Raw genomic sequence first — 16,908 nt, 5'->3', positions numbered from 1 at the left:
AGAGGTTCCCATGAGAGTCGCCGTTGTTCAAACGACACCCGGCATCGACGCCGACGTCAATTTCGCCACCATCCGCCGTTACACCGCGGAGGCGGCCTCGCGCGGTGCCGGGCTCGTCGTGTTCCCCGAGGAGGCCGCGCTGCTCGCCGACGACGAGATCAAACCCCGGATGGCGGAGATCGTGCGTGAGGTGTGGCCGCGCTTCGAGCACCTGCTGGCCGAGCTCGCCCGGCAGCACCGCGTAGCGATCATCGCGGCCGGCTACGAGCCGAACGATGCGGGGACGCCGTACAACACGATCCTCGCCTTCGATCCCGCGGGTGAGGAAACCGCCCGCTACCGCAAGATGCACACCTACGATGCATTCGCCTACCAGGAGTCGGCCTACGTCACACGAGGATCCGAACTGCCGCCGATCGTCGAGGTCGAAGGACTGCGGGTCGGCATCGCGAACTGCTATGACATACGCTTCCCAGAGCTCTTCCGCAGCATGGCGGACCGCGGGGTCGATGTCATCTCGCTGTCGGCCGCGTGGGTCTCGGGCAAGGGCAAGGAGGAGCACTGGGAGGTGCTCACCAAGGCCCGCGCCATCGAGAACGTGAGCTGGTTCCTCGCGTCAGGCACGGTCGGCGCCGACTCGGTCGGGCTCAGCCGCGTGATCGATCCGCTCGGAGTGGTCGTCGCCGGCGCAGACGCCCACGGGGAAGGCGTCGTCATCGCCGACATCGACGAGGAGCGCACGCGCCTCGCGCGACGGATGCTCCCGGCGCTCGACAACCGCCGCATCGAGCTCGAATACAGCATCCGTTAGCCCGGCATCTCGAGTCGCCCCCCAACTGTCTCCGATTCTCCGACTCCGAAAGGAACACCGATGTTCTTCCACACCGGGAGCACCCCGACAGGCCTCTCCGATGAACTGCGGGCCAAGCTCGAGCGCTTGAGTTTTCCCACCCTCGGCCACTACCTCGAGGAAGGCTTCGTCGATCCCGAGATCCGACGCGTCGTCGCGGCAGGCGGCCGAGTGATCGGCACCGCCTTCACCGTTCGCACCACCGCTACCGATTCCACGGCGCTGCATCACGCGGCCGGCATGATCGAACGCGGCCAGGTGCTCGTTCTCGACACCGGCGGGGATCGTCGGCATGCCCCGCTCGGGGAAGTGGTGGCGGCCCAGCTCGTGGTGCGCGGCGCTGCGGGGGCCGTCGTCGACGGGGTCGTCACCGATGTCGACGAGATCGAGGATCTCGGCCTGACCGTGCACGCGCGGGGCACCAGCATGCTCACGACCAAGTTGCACGGGATCGACGCGGGCGGTGTCAACGTTCCGGTGACCTGCGGAGGGGCCGTCGTGCGCCCCGGAGACGCGGTGCTCGCCGACGCCAACGGCGTGCTGGCGGTGCCGATAGACGTGCTCGAGCGCATCGTCGACATCGCACTCGACGATGACGCAGAGGAACCCGAGCTCGTCGGCGACCTCCGGGCCGGAACACCGTTGGGTGCACTCACCGGCGCGAGTGCGACGGTCGAAGCGCTGCTCTCGAACGATACCCCGCAGTAGAGGGACGCCGCGTTCGCGGCGTCCCTCGCATCACCCTCGACGAGGATCGGCCGGTAGGCCGATGCTTCGTCATGCCCGAATACCTCTCGAAAGGACCAGACATGCTGCTGAAAGCCGCTATCAACGGTGGACGATCCGCCGAGGAGCACCCCGCCGTGCCGCGCACCACCGAGCAGATCGTGGAGGCGAGCCTCGCAGCCGTTGCCGCGGGCGCCGACGTCGTGCACGCGCACGTGCTGACGGACGACGGCGAGCAGACCATCCGCCCCGAAGCGGTCGGGGCATGGGTGCGCGCTATGCGTGCCGCGAATCCGTCGATCGTCATCGGCACCACGACCGGCCTGTGGACGGTCTCATCGCACGAGGAGCGCATGACCCATGTCGCCGCCTGGCCTGCCGACGCCCTGCCGGACTTCGCATCGGTGGCGTTCTCCGAGGAGGGCGCGGCCGAGGCGGCCGAGCTGGTGCTCGAGCGAGGCATGATCCTGGAATCCGCTGTCTGGTCGATGGCGGACGTCCCGGCCCTGCTCGCTTCTCCCACGCTGCACCGCAATGTGCGGGTGCTCATCGAGCCCGAGATCGAGGACGCCGGGATCGCGGTGGGGCAGTGCCGGGAGATCGCCGCGGTGCTGCGCGAAGCGGGGGTCACTGCACCGATTCTGTATCACGGTTACGACGAAACGGTCTGGCCGGTCGTGGAGGCCGCCATCGAGGACGGCTGCGAGACTCGAATCGGATTCGAGGACGGGGTGACGATGCCCGACGGCTCGGCACCGCGCGACAACGCCGAGCTCGTGCGCGCCGTGCGCGAGTTGGAGCGCCGCTGACAGTCGCGGCCACGGGGCCGCTGCGAGTCCGATCGAGCGGCGCCCGTTCCCGCCCCGAGGCCGCTCTCTGCGACCCGGTACCCTGGTGTGCGGCGGGAAGCGCCGGTGGGAGAGGGGCTGGCATGTTGGACGATCTGGATCGACGACTCATCGAGATGCTCGCGCGTGACGGGCGACGCAGCTTCGCCTCGTTGGCGGAGGAGCTCGGAGTGTCCCAGTCGACGGTGCGCTCCCGGCTCTCGAAGCTCCGCGAAGACGATGTGCTGCAGATCGTCGCGCTGTGCAACGCGTTGCTGCTCGGGCACCAGGTCGTGCGGCTGCTGCTCAGGGTGCGCAACCTGACTCCGCGAGCGGTCGCGAACGGGCTGCTCGGGATCAGCCAGATCAACCACGTCGCCCTCGTCGCCGGATCGCACGACCTCTATCTCGAGGCGACCTGTCGGGATCAGCCTCGTCTCATCGACCTGCTCGATGAGATCCGGCGGCATCCGGGCGTGGCTTCGATCCAGCCCATCATCGTCACCTCGCTCGCGAAGGACTACACGTGGGAGGGGCTTCGGGGCACTGCGGGGCAGAGCATCAGCGACCCGGACGGGTGAGGAGCCTGCCCGCGCGATTGGTCGGCAGAGGATCGCGGAAGCCCTGCCACAGATAGGTGTCCCGCATCACCTCGAGCACCGTGAGCGTCTCGAGATCGGAGATGCCGCGGATCCGTCGGAGATCCTGCAGCACGATCCTTCCGAGCTCCTGCGCGTCCTGCGCCACCACATCGAGGATGATGTCGTAGTAGCCGAGTGCGCACGCCACGTACTTCACTTTGGGATGGTCTGCGATCTGCTCGGCGACGCGCGCGACCGGCACCTCGGCGACGCGGATTCCGATGTGAGCCGCGATCCCGCCGATCTTCGTCTCGTCGTACATGCCGACGACGTAGATGATGCCGAGCGAGACGAGGCGATTGTAGCGCTGCCTCACCGTCGGCTCGGAGAACCCGATGCGGCGCCCGATCTCGGAGAACGAGAGTCGGCCGTCGACCCGGAGCTCATCGATGATGTCCCGGTCGACGTCGTCGAGGAGGGAGTCTTCTTCCTGCTGCTTCGTCGCGTCCACGCCCCGAGTCTACTTGGCCCATCGCGGTGCCGAGTGTTGGAACCCGTGAATGTCAGTGGAGGCCGGTAGCGTCGAGGGCAGCGAAGGGGGCACACCATGTTCATGCAGGATCGGGCCGACGGCCTCGGGCAGCGCATTGTGACGAGCGCGAGCGACCTGACCGCCGCGAGCATGTGCGAGTTCGCCTTTCTGCGGCGGGTCGACGCCAAGCTCGGGCGGAACATCGAGGTGCCGCCCGACGACGACCCGATGCTTGCGCGGGCGGCTCGGCTGGGGGACGCGCATGAGGAGCGGACGCTCGAGGCGTACCGCGCCCGCCTGGGGAAGGGCGCGGTCGGCGCGGCGGGCGGTGTGGTCGAGATCCCTCGGCCCGACTCGATGAGCGAGGCCGCGCTGCTGGCGGTGGCCGAGCGGACGAGAGCGGCGCTGCGCGGTCGGGCCGACGTGGTGTTCCAGGCGACGTTCTTCGAACCGCGGATCGAGAACGCTACCCGGGAGCGCGGCGGCGAAGGTCCCGGATCGGGGGGCGAGCTCGACATCGGTTTCGTCGGATTCGCCGACTTCCTCAGGCTCGAGCCCGACGGCGCGTACGAGGTGCAAGACACGAAACTCGCGCGCCGGGCGAAGGTGACCGCCCTCATGCAGCTCGCGGCCTACGCCGAGCAGATCGAACGACTGGGTGTTCCCGTCGCCGGTGAAGCCGTGCTGATCCTGGGCGACGGCGTGCGCTCGCGGCACCGTATCGCCGATATCGCACCGGTGTTCCGCGCGCGCCGCGAGCGGCTGCACCGGTTGCTGCGAAGCCGCGTCGGCGAGACCGGACCCGACGGGACCCGCGAGAGCGCCGCTGCGATTCCCTGGGGCGCCGAGGGGATCACGGCGTGCGGGCGCTGCGAAGTGTGCGAACCCGAGATCGTGCGCAGCCGGGATCCGCTCCTGATCTCGGGCATTCGCCGGAGTCAGCGGGATTCGCTCGTCGCGGCGGGGTACGACACGATCGAGGCTGTCGCTGCGCTCGCCGCCGACCCGCACTCCGGGAACGCGTCGCTCGACGGTCTCGCGCCGCAGGCGCTCGAACGGCTGAGCGCCCAGGCCGCGGTGCAGCTCGAGACGCGCCCTGGGGAGCCGCCGGCGCTGCGCATCATCGATGCGGGCGCGCTCGCCGCGCTCCCGCAGCCGAGCCCGGGCGATCTCTTCTTCGACTTCGAGGGCGACCCCATGTATCGACAGCCCGGGCAGGGCGAGAACTCGAGCTGGGGGATCGACTACCTCTTCGGCATGGTCGATGCCGATCAGCGCTTCACTCCGATCTGGGCGCACGATCTCGCAGCCGAGAAACGGGCGCTGCTGGAGTTCCTCGATCTCGTGGCCGAACGTCGCGCCCGCTATCCCGACATGCACGTGTACCACTACGCTCCCTACGAGCGCTCTCACCTGCTCAGCATCGCGGCCAGGCACGGTGCCGGCGAGGCGAGAGTCGACCAGCTGCTGCGCGATCACGTGCTCGTCGACCTCTACCCGGTCGTGCGCCGCGCATTGAGGGTCGGCTCCCGCTCCTACTCCATCAAGAAGCTCGAACCGCTCTACATGGGCGCGGAGCTGCGCGATGAGACCGGCGTGACGAGCGGCGCGCAGTCGGTCACCGAGTACGCGGAGGCGAGCGCGCAGCTCGCCTCCGACGACGAGACCGAGCGGCGCGATGGGCAGCGGCGCCTCGACGCGATCGCGGATTACAACCGCTACGACTGCGTCTCCACGCTCCGCCTCCGTGACTGGCTGCTCGAGCTCGGCGCGGCACAGGGCGTCACCCCGTCTCCGCGGAGCGACGGGGGAGAAGACACGGGGCCCGAGATCGAGCTGAGCCCGGTGGCTCTCGCACTCGCCGTCCACGCCGAGGCGGCGGGGCCGCGCGACCGCGCCGCAGCCGCCCTCGCCGCGAGCGCCATCGACTATCACCAGCGCGAGCAGAAGTCGTTCTGGTGGGCGCATTTCGCACGACTCGTCGATCCGATCGAGGAGTGGGCCGACACGCGAGACGTTCTGGTGGTCGACCCTGCGAACAGTGCCGTGGACGAGCCATGGCACCTGCCCCAGCGCGCGCGGGTCTCGCGTCGCCGATTGCGGCTGCGCGGTGAGATGGCGCCGGGTAGCTCACTGCGGGAGGGCGGTGACGCATACGTCCTATACGAACATCCGGCGCCCTTCCCGCAGCGCGGCGCGGCCCCGGGGGCTCGGGGCGCGCGACGGGTGAGGATCATCGAGCGTCTCGAGGACGGAGCCGTCATCGATGAGTCTCTGGGAGACGCGCAGCCCTACTCGGACCTGCCTCTCGCGCTCGTGCCCGGGCCGCCCCCGCCGGCCGGTGCTCAGAAGGGAGCGATCGAGGAGTGGGGCGCGCGCCTCGCAGCCGAGTTCGACCGCGGCCGGTTTCCCGCAGACCCCGTGGTCGATCTCATCCGTCGGGTACCGCCGAGACTCAGGGGCGACGGAGCCCTCGCGCAGCCGGGTTCGGTGCAGAACGACGGGAACGAGACCGATCTGATCGGCATGGCCGTGAACAGCCTGCTGCGTCTCGACCGCAGCTACCTCGCGGTGCAGGGTCCGCCCGGCACCGGCAAGACGTACCTCGCTGCCCGTGTGATCCGCAACCTCGTCGAACAGCACGGCTGGCGCGTCGGAGTCGTCGCGCAATCGCACCGCGTGGTCGAGAACGTGCTCGAGGGGGCCGTCGCAGCGGGATTGCCGGCCTCGCAGATCGGCAAGGTGCCGCAGGGAGGAGCGCTCGTCGAGGGTGCCCCGGCGCCTGCCTATACGGTGCTGCCCCGCAACGGACACGCGCGCTTCGTCTCCGACCACGGTCACGCCGGCCGGGGCTGCGTGATCGGGGGCACCGCTTGGGATTTCAGCAACCCCGCCAGGTTCGATCGGGGCTCGCTCGATCTGCTCGTGATCGACGAGGCCGGACAGTTCTCGCTCGCCCCCACGATCGCGGCCTCGGTGGCGGCTGAGCGCTTGCTGCTCCTGGGAGACCCGCAGCAGTTGCCCCAGGTCTCCCAGGGCAGCCACCCCGAACCGGTCGACACCTCGGCTCTCGGCTGGCTGCTCGGCGACTACGAGACGGTGCCCGACGAACTCGGGTACTTCCTCGCCGAATCCCGCCGCATGCGTCCCGAGCTCGCCGACGTCGTCTCCGAGCTGGCCTACGAGGGGCGGCTCCGCGCCCATCCGAGCGCGGCGGGGCGCGAGGCGATCGGGGCCGGCCCTCCCGGGCTGGTCTGGCATCCGGTCGCGCACCACGGCAATGCGACGAGCTCGGCGGAGGAGGCAGCCGAGGTGGTGCGGATCGTCCGTGAAGTACTCCGGGGATACCTTTCCGAGCGAGAAGACCCGAGTGCCGCGCGCGCTGCTGCCCGTCGTCCGCTCGAAGAGCGCGACCTCATCGTCGTCGCGGCGTACAACGCCCAGGTCGAGGTGGTCGGAGAGGCGCTGGCCGCGGCCGGTTTCGCGCGCGTGCGGGTCGGCACCGTCGACAAGTTCCAGGGGCAGGAAGCCGTGATCGCCATCGTCACCCTCGCGGCCTCCAGCCCCGACGACGTACCGCGTGGCCTCGAGTTCCTGCTGATGCGCAACAGGCTCAACGTCGCGATCAGCCGGGCGCAGTGGGCGGCGCATCTCGTGTCCTCCGACCGACTCGGTGACGGGCTTCCCACCACGGCCGAAGGACTCGCGGCTCTCTCCGGGTACCTGCGCCTGATCGAACGGGCGCGCATCGCCGAAGCGCGCGAGTCGGCACCGCAGAACGATCGTCCGCGCTAGTTTGGGAGGCATGGTGAAACCAGGAGGCCCCTTCAAGACTCCGCCCTCGCGACGTCTCGAGCCGCTGCCCTCAGAGACCGGGCTTCCACCGTCTGAGGCTGCGCCTCGGCAGGCGGAGGCCCCAGCGCATCGACCGGCGGCAGCGTCGGTGCTCGGGCCGTCGAGGCGATCCAGGATCCCGGCCTTCGAGGTCATGCGGATCACCGACGAGATCGCCCACCGCCGCGCAGCGGGGCACGACGTCGTCTCCCTCTGCGCGGGAGAGCCGGGCGCGCGTCCCGCTCCGGGCACGCTGAAACCCGCGGGCTACACCGGGCCGCTCGGAACTTCACCGCTGCGGGAAGCGATCGCGGGGCACTATCGCGGCTGGTACGGCGTCGAAGTGGACCCCGGCACGGTAGCGGTGACGACGGGATCATCCGGAGCGTTCCAGCTCGTGTTCCTCGCGGCCTTCGATCCCGGCGACCGGGTCGCGCTCGCGAGCCCCGGCTATCCGGCCTATCGGAACATCCTGACCGCGCTCGGCGTGCAGGTGGTCGAGATCCAGACCGGCCCCGAGACCCGATATCAGCCCACGCCGCAACTGCTCGATGCCGCGGTCCGAGAGCACGGCCCGCTCGCCGGACTCGTCCTCGCGTCCCCGGCCAACCCCACGGGCACCATGCTCGCGCGTGCCGAACTCGCGGCGCTCGTGGAGTGGAGCCGTATGAACGGCGCACGGCTCATCAGCGACGAGATCTATCACGGAATCACCTTCCCGGACGCCGGGGAGCAGCCACGCGACGGTGACGCTGTATCGGATGCTCGAGGTGTGTCCGTGCGCGAGTTCGACGCCGAGGCGGTCGTGATCAACTCCTTCTCGAAGTACTGGGGCATGACCGGGTGGCGCCTCGGATGGGCGTTGCTGCCGCCCGACCTCGTCGCCCCCTTCGAAGCGCTCGCGTCGAACTTCGCGCTCTCGCCGCCCGCACCCGCACAGGAGCTCGCGCTCTCGGCCTTCACCGAAGAGAGCTATGCCCAGCGCAACGCGGTGGTGGCCGGTTTCGCGAGGGCGAGAGCGCTCATCCTCGAGGCAGAACCGCAGTTGGAGTGGGGTGTGGCCGCGCCGTCCGACGGCGCTTTCTACTACTACTCCGAGCTCGGCCCTCAGCTCGACCGCTTCGGCGGTTCGGTAGCATACGCCCGGGCGCTGCTCGAAGAGGCCGACGTCGCGGTGGTGCCCGGTGTCGACTTCGATCCGATCGCAGGCGATCGCGCGGTGCGTCTGTCCTACGCTGCGGGCGAGGCGGCGGTCTCGGAGGCGCTCGAACGCATCATCCGCTTCCAACGCTGAGTCAGGCGCAGCCGTCAGGCTTGGGGTGCCCCGTGCGCGTCGCCGAAACGGATCGGAGTCCCGGCGGCCACACCGATCCGGCGCTGCAGTGCCTCGTCGACCACGGCCCGCGGATCCGCCGCCTCGTCGACGGTGATCCCGAGCGAACGCAACGCCTCGGCCTCCGCGCCGCCGAGGTCCAGCACCAGCGCCGTGACCGCCTCGGAGAGCGGGCCCTCCAAGCCGGCAACCGAGCGGGCCAGCGCAGATCGCACGGCCTTGCCCAGCGCGATCGGTTCTTCACCGCTGCCCGACTCGCGCTCCACCCGAGTGCTCGAGTAGTTCACACCGTCGCCGGAGAGCGCCTCCGCGATCACTGAATCGTCGGCGAGTCGAACCTGCAGCTCGAGCACGCTGCTCGACGCGGAGGGCACGGTCGAGAAGGGAAGCGGGATACCTCCAGAGGCCCCCGCGTGAGAATCGTGCGAGTGTTCTGACGCCTGCGAACCACCGTTGAAGGTGAACTTCAAATCCATATGCACCAGCCTACGCCCGCCCGCTGCGCGTACGCCCCGCGCATACGGCAGCGGGCCCCGGTTCCGAAGAACCGGGGCCCGCTGAGCAGCGACTGGACGTTTACGCCTGTGCTGCGAGGGTCTCCTCGAGCGACGCCGAGGCGAGATCCGGGAACGCCTGGGCGACACCGTGGTTGGTGATGACGCCCTCGTGCGCGTTGAGGCCCTTGGCGAGCGAGGCGTCGTCGTTCAGCGCCTTCACCCAGCCCTTGTCGGCGAGCGCGACCACGTAGGGGAGCGTCGCGTTGGTGAGGGCGGCCGTCGAGGTCTCGGGCACCGCGCCGGGCATGTTGGCGACGCAGTAGTAGATCGAGTTGTGCACCGGGAAGGTGGGGTCGTCGTGCGTGGTCGGGCGCGAGTTCTCGAAGCAGCCGCCCTGGTCGATGGCGATGTCGACGAGCACCGAGCCCTGCTTCATCTGCGCGACCATCTCATCGGTGACGAGCTTCGGGGCCTTCTCGCCCGGGATCAGCACGGAGCCGATGACGAGGTCGGCCTCCTTGAGCGCCTCGGTGATGTTGTGCGCGTTCGAGGTGCGGGTCTGGATGCGACCGTTGAACTCGTCCTCGAGCTGCTTGAGGCGGGGGATCGCGATGTCGATCACGGTGACCTCAGCGCCCATGCCGTAGGCGATGCGCGCGGCCTGCTCACCCGCAGCGCCGCCGCCGATCACGACGACCTTGCCGCGGCGGGTGGCGGTCACGCCGCCGAGAAGGATACCGCGACCGCCGTTGGCCTTCATGAGCGAGTAGGCGCCGACCTGCACCGAGAGGCGACCCGCGACCTCCGACATGGGAGCGAGGAGCGGCAGACCGCGGTTCGGCAGCTGCACGGTCTCGTATGCGATGGCGGTGGTGCCCGACTCGAGCACGGCCTCGGTGAGAGCCTTCTCGGCTGCGAGGTGCAGGTAGGTGAAGAGCACCTGTCCCTTGCGCAGCTTGTCGTACTCGGAGGCGATGGGCTCCTTGACCTTGAGGATCATGTCGGACTGCGCCCACACGTCGTCGGCGCCCTCGATGATCTTGGCACCGGCGGCGATGTACTCCTCGTCGGTGATGGCCGAGCCGAGGCCGGCCCCGGCCTGCACCAGCACCTCGTGGCCGCGACGAGCCAGCTCGAAGACGCCCGCCTGCGTGATGGCGACGCGGTTCTCATTGTTCTTGATTTCGGTAGGGATACCGACGCGCATGGTCTGCTCCAGAATGTTCGGAATGCGATAAGGGTCCGTCCGTCTGCTGATCGTCAATTGGCAGATCGCGACATGGGATGCCTCGATTCTGCAACATATTCGTTTTCCGCAAAAGAAACATGAATTCTCTGCGGAAATAGTCGCTAAAATGGAGGATCATGAAGCAAACGCGGAGGGGTGATGGCTGAGGATTCGAAGAATCTGCGCCTTGATGCGGGCCTGGATCAGGTGGACCGCAAGATCGTCGAGGAACTGCAGGTCAATGGCCGCGTCACGAACGCCGAATTGGCGGAGCGGGTGGGGGTCGCCGCGTCGACGTGCATCGCACGCGTGCGCAGTCTCGTGTCTCGCGGGATCATCAAGGGGTTCACCGCCTCCGTCGACCCTCGAGCCATGGGGCTCGGGCTGCAGGTGCTGGTGAGCGTGACGGTTCGCTCGGGCGCCAGGCAGCGGATCTCGGAGTTGAGCGACGAGCTGAGATCGCTCCCGGAGGTGATGCAGCTCTTCTTCCTCGGCGGTGTCGAAGACTTCATCATCCATCTCGCCGTGCGCGACTCGGATCACGTGCGCGACTTCGTGATGGAGCATCTCTCAGCGCACCCCGCTGTGTCGTCGACTCGCACGAGCATCGTCTTCAGTCACCACCAGAATCCGGTGCAGGCGCCCGACGCGCGATAGCGCTGCGGTGCTCTCTGCAACTGTGGGATGCTCGGCGGCTGCCGGTCATCTCCCGGTCATCTGCCGGTGGGCGGCGTCAGCCTGGTCTCGTACGCGTCGAGGGCGAGTTCTGCGGCACGAATGGCCTGGGAGCTGTAGCGGCCGATCGCGCGTTCCTCGAGCAGCGCCTCGCGCTGCGCTTCGAGCGCCAGACGCACCAGGCGCTGGTAGGTCTGAGTGGGGTGCTCTCTCCCGTGCGCCTGCACCGGGACCGTCGGCGCAGCCGCCGCTGCGAGAGGGAGCAGCGCACTGCGCGCGCTCGCCCGCGCACGCTTCACCGCAAACTCCGACTGCTCCCGACGCTTCGGGTCGTCAGCATCGCCGGGCTCCTTCTCGAGCGTCCTCTCGTCCTCGTCCACGGCCTCGTCGATCGCTTCATCGGCGGCCTCGTACAGTTCGCGGCTGAGTGAGATGAGCTCGGCCTTCTCCCGTCCGGTCCCAGCACCGTCGGGCCACAGCTTGCGGATGAAGACGGGCAGGGTCAGACCGTGCAGCAGCAGGGTGATCACGGCGACGGCGAAGGCCGCGAGCACGATCTGAGGGCGGTGCGGGACGGTGACGGGGATCGACTGCGCCGCTGCGAGGGTGACGACGCCGCGCATGCCGCTCCACGACAGCACGACGCCGTCGCGCCACCCGAGCTGCTGCTCGCGCTCGTGCTCGAGATCGGCTGCGGATCGTCTGGCGCGGATATCGAGTCTGCGGAGACGCTCGCTGAAGCGGCCCTCGGCCTTTTCCGCGATGCCGGAGTTCTGCACCCGTTCGTTGAGATGGGCGTAGCCCGCATTGCGCCGCTCGTACCGGGCGGCGACGCGGCGCATGCTCGCGATGAGCGGCACCATGAATGCCGAGCGGCACAGGATGAGCAGCACCACCAGCCCGATCGAGAGCAGGCCGATGTGCTCGAGGCGCAGTTCGCTCTCACCGACCTGCGCGACGAGCGAGTGCAGTTGCAGCCCCATGATGAGGAACACGCCGTTCTCGAGCAGGAACTGCACCGTGCGCCAGTTGAGACGCTCGTTGGTGCGGGCGGACGCGCTGAACCTCTGAGACGCGTGGTGGCCGGTGTAGAGCCCCGTCACGACGACGGCCAGCACTCCCGATGCGTGCAGCTCCTCGGCGGGGATGAATGCGACGAACGGCACGATGAACGAGATGATCGTGTCGTGCACGGGGTTGTTGAGCTTCGAACGGATCCACACGGTGACGATGCCGATGAGCAGACCCACCGCGAGCGCGACCGTGACCGAGAGCACGAACGAACCCGTCGCTGAGGACAGCACGAAGCTGCCGGCGACCGCCGCTGTCGCCGTCTTCAACAGCACGAGCGACGTCGCGTCGTTGACGAGGCTCTCGCCCTCGAGGATCGAGACCACGCGCTCGGGCATGCCGAGCCGCTTGCCGATCGAGGTCGCCGCCACCGCATCGGTCGGGCTGATGACCGCGCCCAGTGCGATCGCGGCTGCGAGCGGGATATCCGGGACGAACCAGTGCACGACGAACCCGACGGCGATGGCCGAGATGATGACGAGCAGCACCGAGAGCCCGATCACGGGTCTGAAGTTGCGGCGGAAATCGACGATGGGAACGTTGACCGCCGCGGAGTAGAGCAGCGGGGGCAGCACCACGACCAGGATCATCTCGGGGTCGACATCGATGAGGGGCACGAAGGGGAGGTAGCCGATGCCGATCCCGATCAGCACCAGCAGCAGCGGCGCCGCGACGCGGATGCGGCTGCCCAGGATCGACGCCCCGACGAGGAGGATGACCGCGACGACCGAGAGAAGCCCGAATTCCATGACCCTAGGTTCTCACGTTCGAGGGACGGCGCGGGCCTCGGCATCGACGGGCCTTTGCATCGACGGGCCTCGAGGTGCGCGGCTCACGATGCCTTCTCCGAGGGAGGCAGGAGGGTGAGTGCGGGCGTCTCCCGACCGTGGAAGCCGGCCCAGCGCTCCGCGGCCGGCACGAGTGCGTCGAGGTCGATGTTCATACCGGGCAACGGCGTGAGTTCGAGGCCGCCGTTCTTCCGGGCACTGCGCTTCCAGGTGCCGACCACGCGGCCATCGGCGACGACCGTGGCGAGGAACATGCCGTTGCGACCAGGCACGATGCGCTCGAAGTGGGCGGCATCGAGCTGCGCCTCGCGGTCGGTGTAGCCGAGCAGGTGCTCGTCGAAGGACGGCAGCAGCAACCACTCGGCAGGCGATTCGTGGAAGGAGAGGGGAAGCTCGTCGAGCGCCGCGGGATCCGCCCAGAGCGAGGCCGCGGCCCCGGACGCTCCGTCGAGCCGCAGCGGTGCGACCCTGCCGCTCTCGGAGGCCATCTGAATCGCTCGTCGCGCCTCTCGCACGGTCAACCCCGTCCACCACGCCAGATCCCGCTCCCGCACCGGGCCGCGCGCCGCTGCGTACCGCGCGGCGAGCTCCGCGAGCGCCTCGTCGCCCTCGAGCGCTCGCGGATCCCGGATCCACTCATCGGCCCGGACCAGCAGCGGTTCCCCGCCATGCACGGGGCCGAACGCGGCGAGTCCGTTCTGGCAGAGCCACCAGACGATGTGATAGCGCCAGTTGCTCCTCCAGTCGATGCCCGCCTCCGTCCAGATCGCGGAGAGCGCGTCGCGATCGAGGCCTCGCCCCTCGGCCGCCAGCCCCGTGAGCGCCTGCAGCGAGACGTCGACCAGTTGCTCGAGCACTGCGTCGCTCATACCGAGGAACTCTCGGCGCTTCGGCGCTCCGGCGAGCACGCGGTGCCCCGTCGCCCGCTGCATCCAGCCGATGTCCGAGGCCGGGACGACGTGGATCGTGCCGCGCATCGGCCAGGACCGCACGACGCGACCCGCGTTGAACGCCGCCTGCACATCGGCGGCATCGGTACCGGGGGCGCGCAGCCCGAGTGCGAACTGAGAGGATCGCCAGTCCTGCCCCTGCACGGCGAGCATGTGCCCGGCGACCGCTTCGATCCGCGCTGCCCCCGCGGCCTCGGATGCCGTCGCGGCACCGGCGGGCCCGAGCCCGAGCGCGCGCATGCGCAGATGCAGCAGCTGTCCCGCGGTGATGATGTCGGTCATGCGGTCAGTGTAAACCGAGCCTCCGACATCGATCATCGAGTGAAGCCCGCTGAGGGCGCACCGCGCACGTCAGAATCGCGCGCGATGGTATTGCGGCGGTACGAGCGATGCGGCTGCGGGCGCGCGCAGTTCGTGGGCCCACCTCAGCGGCAGGTGCGGATCCGCGAGCAGCGGTCGTCCCACGAAGATCGCGTCGGCCTGCCCTGTGACCAGGATCGACTCAGCCTGAGCCGCCTCGGTGATGAGGCCGACGGCGCCGAAAGCGAGGGATCCGGCCGGAATCGCCCCGCGCAGATGCGCGGTGAGCGGGGTCTGGTAAGCGGGACCGACCGGGATCCGTGCGGAGGGGACATTGCCACCGGATGAGACGTCGATCAGGTCGACGCCGTCTTCCGCGAGACGCGCGATGAGCTGCTCGGCCTCATCGAGACCGAAGCCGCCCTCGGTCCACTCGGTCGCCGAGATACGTACGAGGATCGGCAGATCGGCGTGCCGCGCCCGAATCGCCCGCACCACCTCCCGGAGCAGTCGCGCTCGCCGTTCCGCGTCGCCGCCGTAGTCGTCGTCGCGCAGATTCGAGAGAGGGGAGAGGAACTCGTGCAGCAGGTAGCCGTGCGCGGCGTGCACCTCGATGGCGTCGAAGCCTGCGGCCACCGCGCGGTCGGCCGCAGCGGCGAATGCCTCGACGAGATCGGCGACCTCGTCGGTGCTCAGCGCGTGCGGGGCCGCGAAATCGCCGAATGGGACCACGGAGGGGGCGACCGTCTGCCAGCCGCCCTCGGCGGCGGGCACGCTGCCCTCGGGCCGGCCGGGCAGCCAGGGATAGGTCGAGGCCTTGCGGCCGGCGTGCGCGAGCTGCACCGCGACGCGTGCTCCGTGCGAGTGCGCGATTGCGGTGACCCTGGCGAAGGCGGCCGTCTGGTCCTCGTTCCACAGACCGAGATCGCGTGAAGAGATGCGGCCCTCGGGTGTGACAGCCGTCGCCTCCATCACCACGAGGCCGGCCCCGCCGCGAGCGAGGGCCCCGACGTGCTGCAAATGCCAGTCGCCGGGTGCGCCGTCCTCGTGCTCTGCGGAGTACTGGCACATGGGAGACGCCCAGAGGCGGTTGCGCACTTCGAGGTTGCGGAGTCGGAACGGGCGGAAGAGGATCGGATCGGCCATGCGTCGCAGTGTATCGGCCGTGACCGGCGTGTGAGACCTGTGGACTGCGCGGTCGACGGAAGCGCCGAGAGAAAGAATGTCGGTGGTCTGTGGGAGGGTTGAGGGGTTCACAGCCACGATGCAGAGGGAGGCTCCGAATGCATGAGATCAAATGCCCGCACTGCGGCAGGGCATTCACCGCCGATGAGGCCGGCTATGCCGACATCATCAAGCAGGTGCGTGACCATGAGTTCGAGCAGCAGCTGAGCGAGCGCCTGGAATTGGCCGAGCAGGAGAAGGAGAAAGCGCTCGAGCTGGCCGCGGTGCGGGCGGCCGGGGAACTGCAGCGTGCCGCGGCTGCGAAGGACGCCGAGCTTCAGGAGCTCCGTTCCCGGATCGAAGCCGAGGAGACCGCGCGGAAGCTCGCGGTGTCTGAAGCGCTCGGTTCGGTCGAGAAGGAGCGGGATGCGCTCGCGAACGAACTGGATCGGGTGAAGCGGGAGCGAGAGACGGCAGAAGAGCTGGCAGCGGCGACCCTCGCTGCGGAGCTGAAGCAGACGGCCGCTGCGAAGGACTCCGAGATACAGGAGCTCCGGTCACGGCTGGAGGCGGAGGAGACCGCGCGGAAGCTCGCGATCGCAGAGGCCGTCGGCAGGGTCGAGAAGGAGCGCGACGAGTTCAAGAACGGACTGGAGCGGGCGGAGCTCGAGAAGCAGCTCGCCGAGAAGTCGCTGAAGGATCGCTACGAGGTGCAGCTGCGGGATCGCGACGAGGCGATCGAGCGCTTGCGCGACCTGAAGGCGAAGCTCTCGACCAAGATGGTGGGCGAGACGCTCGAACAGCACTGCGAGACGACGTTTAATCAGATTCGGGCGACCGCCTTTCCCCGTGCGCACTTCGAGAAGGACAACGACGCCCGCACCGGCAGCAAGGGCGATTACATCTTCCGCGATTTCGATACGAACGAGGCCGGCGAGCGCGGCACCGAGATCGTGTCGATCATGTTCGAGATGAAGAACGAATCCGACACGACCGCCACGAAGCACAAGAACGAGGATTTCCTGAGAGAGCTCGACAAGGATCGCCGGGAGAAGGGCTGCGAGTACGCGGTTCTCGTGTCGCTGCTCGAACCGGAGAGCGATCTGTACAACACCGGCATCGTCGATGTCTCCCACAGGTATCCGAAGATGTACGTGATCCGACCGCAGTTCTTCATCCAGCTGATCACGCTGCTGCGCAATGCGGCGATGAACGCCCTGCGCTACAAGAACGAACTCGAGCTCGTGAAGGCTCAGAACATCGACATCACGAACTTCGAGCACGAGCTCGACACCTTCAAAGGCGCCTTCGGCCGTAACTACGAGCTCGCCTCGAAGCAGTTCCAGGAGGCGATCAAGCGCATCGATACCTCGATCACCGAGATGCAGAAGGTGAAGGAGCAACTGCTGAAGTCGGAGAACAATCTGCGCCTTGCGAACGACAAGGCCCAGGGGGTCTCGATCAAGAAACTGACGCGGGGCAACCCGACGATGCAGGCCAAGTTCGCCGCCCTCGACAGCGCGACCGCCGTGAACCCGAACGACTGAGAAGA

The 16,908-nt window shown here is 68.6% G+C and carries 14 protein-coding genes; 8 read left to right on the top strand and 6 right to left on the bottom strand.

All coding sequences use genetic code 11. The features are described 5' to 3' along the window. The first annotated feature begins 10 nt into the window (after positions 1 to 10). The 4 genes from AC0KXF_RS07920 (at position 11) to AC0KXF_RS07905 (ending at position 2,984) form a co-directional block, all read left to right on the top strand. On the top strand, positions 11 to 811 hold the full coding sequence (locus AC0KXF_RS07920; protein WP_473108660.1) for a carbon-nitrogen hydrolase family protein: 801 nt from the start codon (positions 11 to 13) through the stop codon (positions 809 to 811). Between the two features lie 60 nt (positions 812 to 871). Further along, complete coding sequence (locus AC0KXF_RS07915) at positions 872 to 1,558, top strand: RraA family protein (protein WP_473108659.1); 687 nt, start codon at positions 872 to 874, stop codon at positions 1,556 to 1,558. A 101-nt stretch (positions 1,559 to 1,659) separates the two neighbouring features. Further along, complete coding sequence (locus AC0KXF_RS07910; RefSeq protein WP_473108658.1) at positions 1,660 to 2,385, top strand: 3-keto-5-aminohexanoate cleavage protein; 726 nt, start codon at positions 1,660 to 1,662, stop codon at positions 2,383 to 2,385. 122 nt (positions 2,386 to 2,507) lie between these two features. Continuing rightward, the gene (locus AC0KXF_RS07905) at positions 2,508 to 2,984 is read left to right on the top strand and encodes an Lrp/AsnC family transcriptional regulator (protein ID WP_223043563.1); all 477 of its coding nucleotides are present in this window, start codon (positions 2,508 to 2,510) and stop codon (positions 2,982 to 2,984) included. On the opposite strand, the gene AC0KXF_RS07900 is transcribed toward AC0KXF_RS07905, so the two are convergent. Next, entirely contained in the window at positions 2,965 to 3,495 is a 531-nt protein-coding gene (locus tag AC0KXF_RS07900) for an Lrp/AsnC family transcriptional regulator (RefSeq protein ID WP_473108657.1), read from the bottom strand. The genes AC0KXF_RS07905 and AC0KXF_RS07900 overlap by 20 nt on opposite strands. 96 nt (positions 3,496 to 3,591) lie before the next feature. Here AC0KXF_RS07900 and AC0KXF_RS07895 point away from each other — a divergent pair, with 96 nt between their 5' ends. Together AC0KXF_RS07895 and AC0KXF_RS07890 are read left to right on the top strand one after the other, a co-directional pair. Continuing rightward, on the top strand, positions 3,592 to 7,311 hold the full coding sequence (locus AC0KXF_RS07895) for a TM0106 family RecB-like putative nuclease (RefSeq protein ID WP_473108656.1): 3,720 nt from the start codon (positions 3,592 to 3,594) through the stop codon (positions 7,309 to 7,311). Between the two features lie 10 nt (positions 7,312 to 7,321). Further along, positions 7,322 to 8,644 (top strand): pyridoxal phosphate-dependent aminotransferase, encoded by a 1,323-nt coding sequence (locus tag AC0KXF_RS07890; RefSeq protein WP_473108655.1) that lies wholly within the window; start codon positions 7,322 to 7,324, stop codon positions 8,642 to 8,644. Between the two features lie 14 nt (positions 8,645 to 8,658). Here AC0KXF_RS07890 and AC0KXF_RS07885 read toward each other — a convergent pair whose 3' ends face one another. Together AC0KXF_RS07885 and ald are read right to left on the bottom strand one after the other, a co-directional pair. Then, complete coding sequence (locus AC0KXF_RS07885; protein WP_473108654.1) at positions 8,659 to 9,159, bottom strand: hypothetical protein; 501 nt, start codon at positions 9,157 to 9,159, stop codon at positions 8,659 to 8,661. Between the two features lie 100 nt (positions 9,160 to 9,259). Next, positions 9,260 to 10,387, bottom strand: coding sequence for an alanine dehydrogenase (gene ald, locus AC0KXF_RS07880; RefSeq protein ID WP_473108653.1), 1,128 nt, complete (start codon positions 10,385 to 10,387; stop codon positions 9,260 to 9,262). A 180-nt stretch (positions 10,388 to 10,567) separates the two neighbouring features. On the opposite strand from ald, the gene AC0KXF_RS07875 reads away from it, so the two are divergent. Continuing rightward, positions 10,568 to 11,065 carry an Lrp/AsnC family transcriptional regulator gene (locus AC0KXF_RS07875; protein WP_223043569.1) on the top strand — a complete coding sequence of 166 codons (498 nt, stop codon included), beginning with the start codon at positions 10,568 to 10,570 and terminating at the stop codon, positions 11,063 to 11,065. 56 nt (positions 11,066 to 11,121) lie between these two features. Here AC0KXF_RS07875 and AC0KXF_RS07870 read toward each other — a convergent pair whose 3' ends face one another. The 3 genes from AC0KXF_RS07870 to AC0KXF_RS07860 all read right to left on the bottom strand — a co-directional run bounded on the left by AC0KXF_RS07870 (position 11,122) and on the right by AC0KXF_RS07860 (position 15,338). After that, complete coding sequence (locus AC0KXF_RS07870) at positions 11,122 to 12,903, bottom strand: cation:proton antiporter (RefSeq protein ID WP_473108652.1); 1,782 nt, start codon at positions 12,901 to 12,903, stop codon at positions 11,122 to 11,124. Positions 12,904 to 12,986: 83 nt separating this feature from the next. Then, positions 12,987 to 14,174 (bottom strand): winged helix DNA-binding domain-containing protein, encoded by a 1,188-nt coding sequence (locus tag AC0KXF_RS07865; RefSeq protein ID WP_473108651.1) that lies wholly within the window; start codon positions 14,172 to 14,174, stop codon positions 12,987 to 12,989. A 69-nt stretch (positions 14,175 to 14,243) separates the two neighbouring features. Further along, entirely contained in the window at positions 14,244 to 15,338 is a 1,095-nt protein-coding gene (locus AC0KXF_RS07860; RefSeq protein WP_473108650.1) for an NADH:flavin oxidoreductase/NADH oxidase, read from the bottom strand. Between the two features lie 137 nt (positions 15,339 to 15,475). Here AC0KXF_RS07860 and AC0KXF_RS07855 point away from each other — a divergent pair, with 137 nt between their 5' ends. Next, entirely contained in the window at positions 15,476 to 16,903 is a 1,428-nt protein-coding gene (locus tag AC0KXF_RS07855; RefSeq protein ID WP_473108649.1) for a DUF2130 domain-containing protein, read from the top strand. The last annotated feature ends 5 nt before the right edge of the window (positions 16,904 to 16,908 follow it).

It is taken from the genome of Leucobacter holotrichiae (assembly GCF_055791005.1).
Note: the sequence above shows the minus strand (reverse complement) of the source record. Positions and strands in the feature narration are given on the sequence as shown.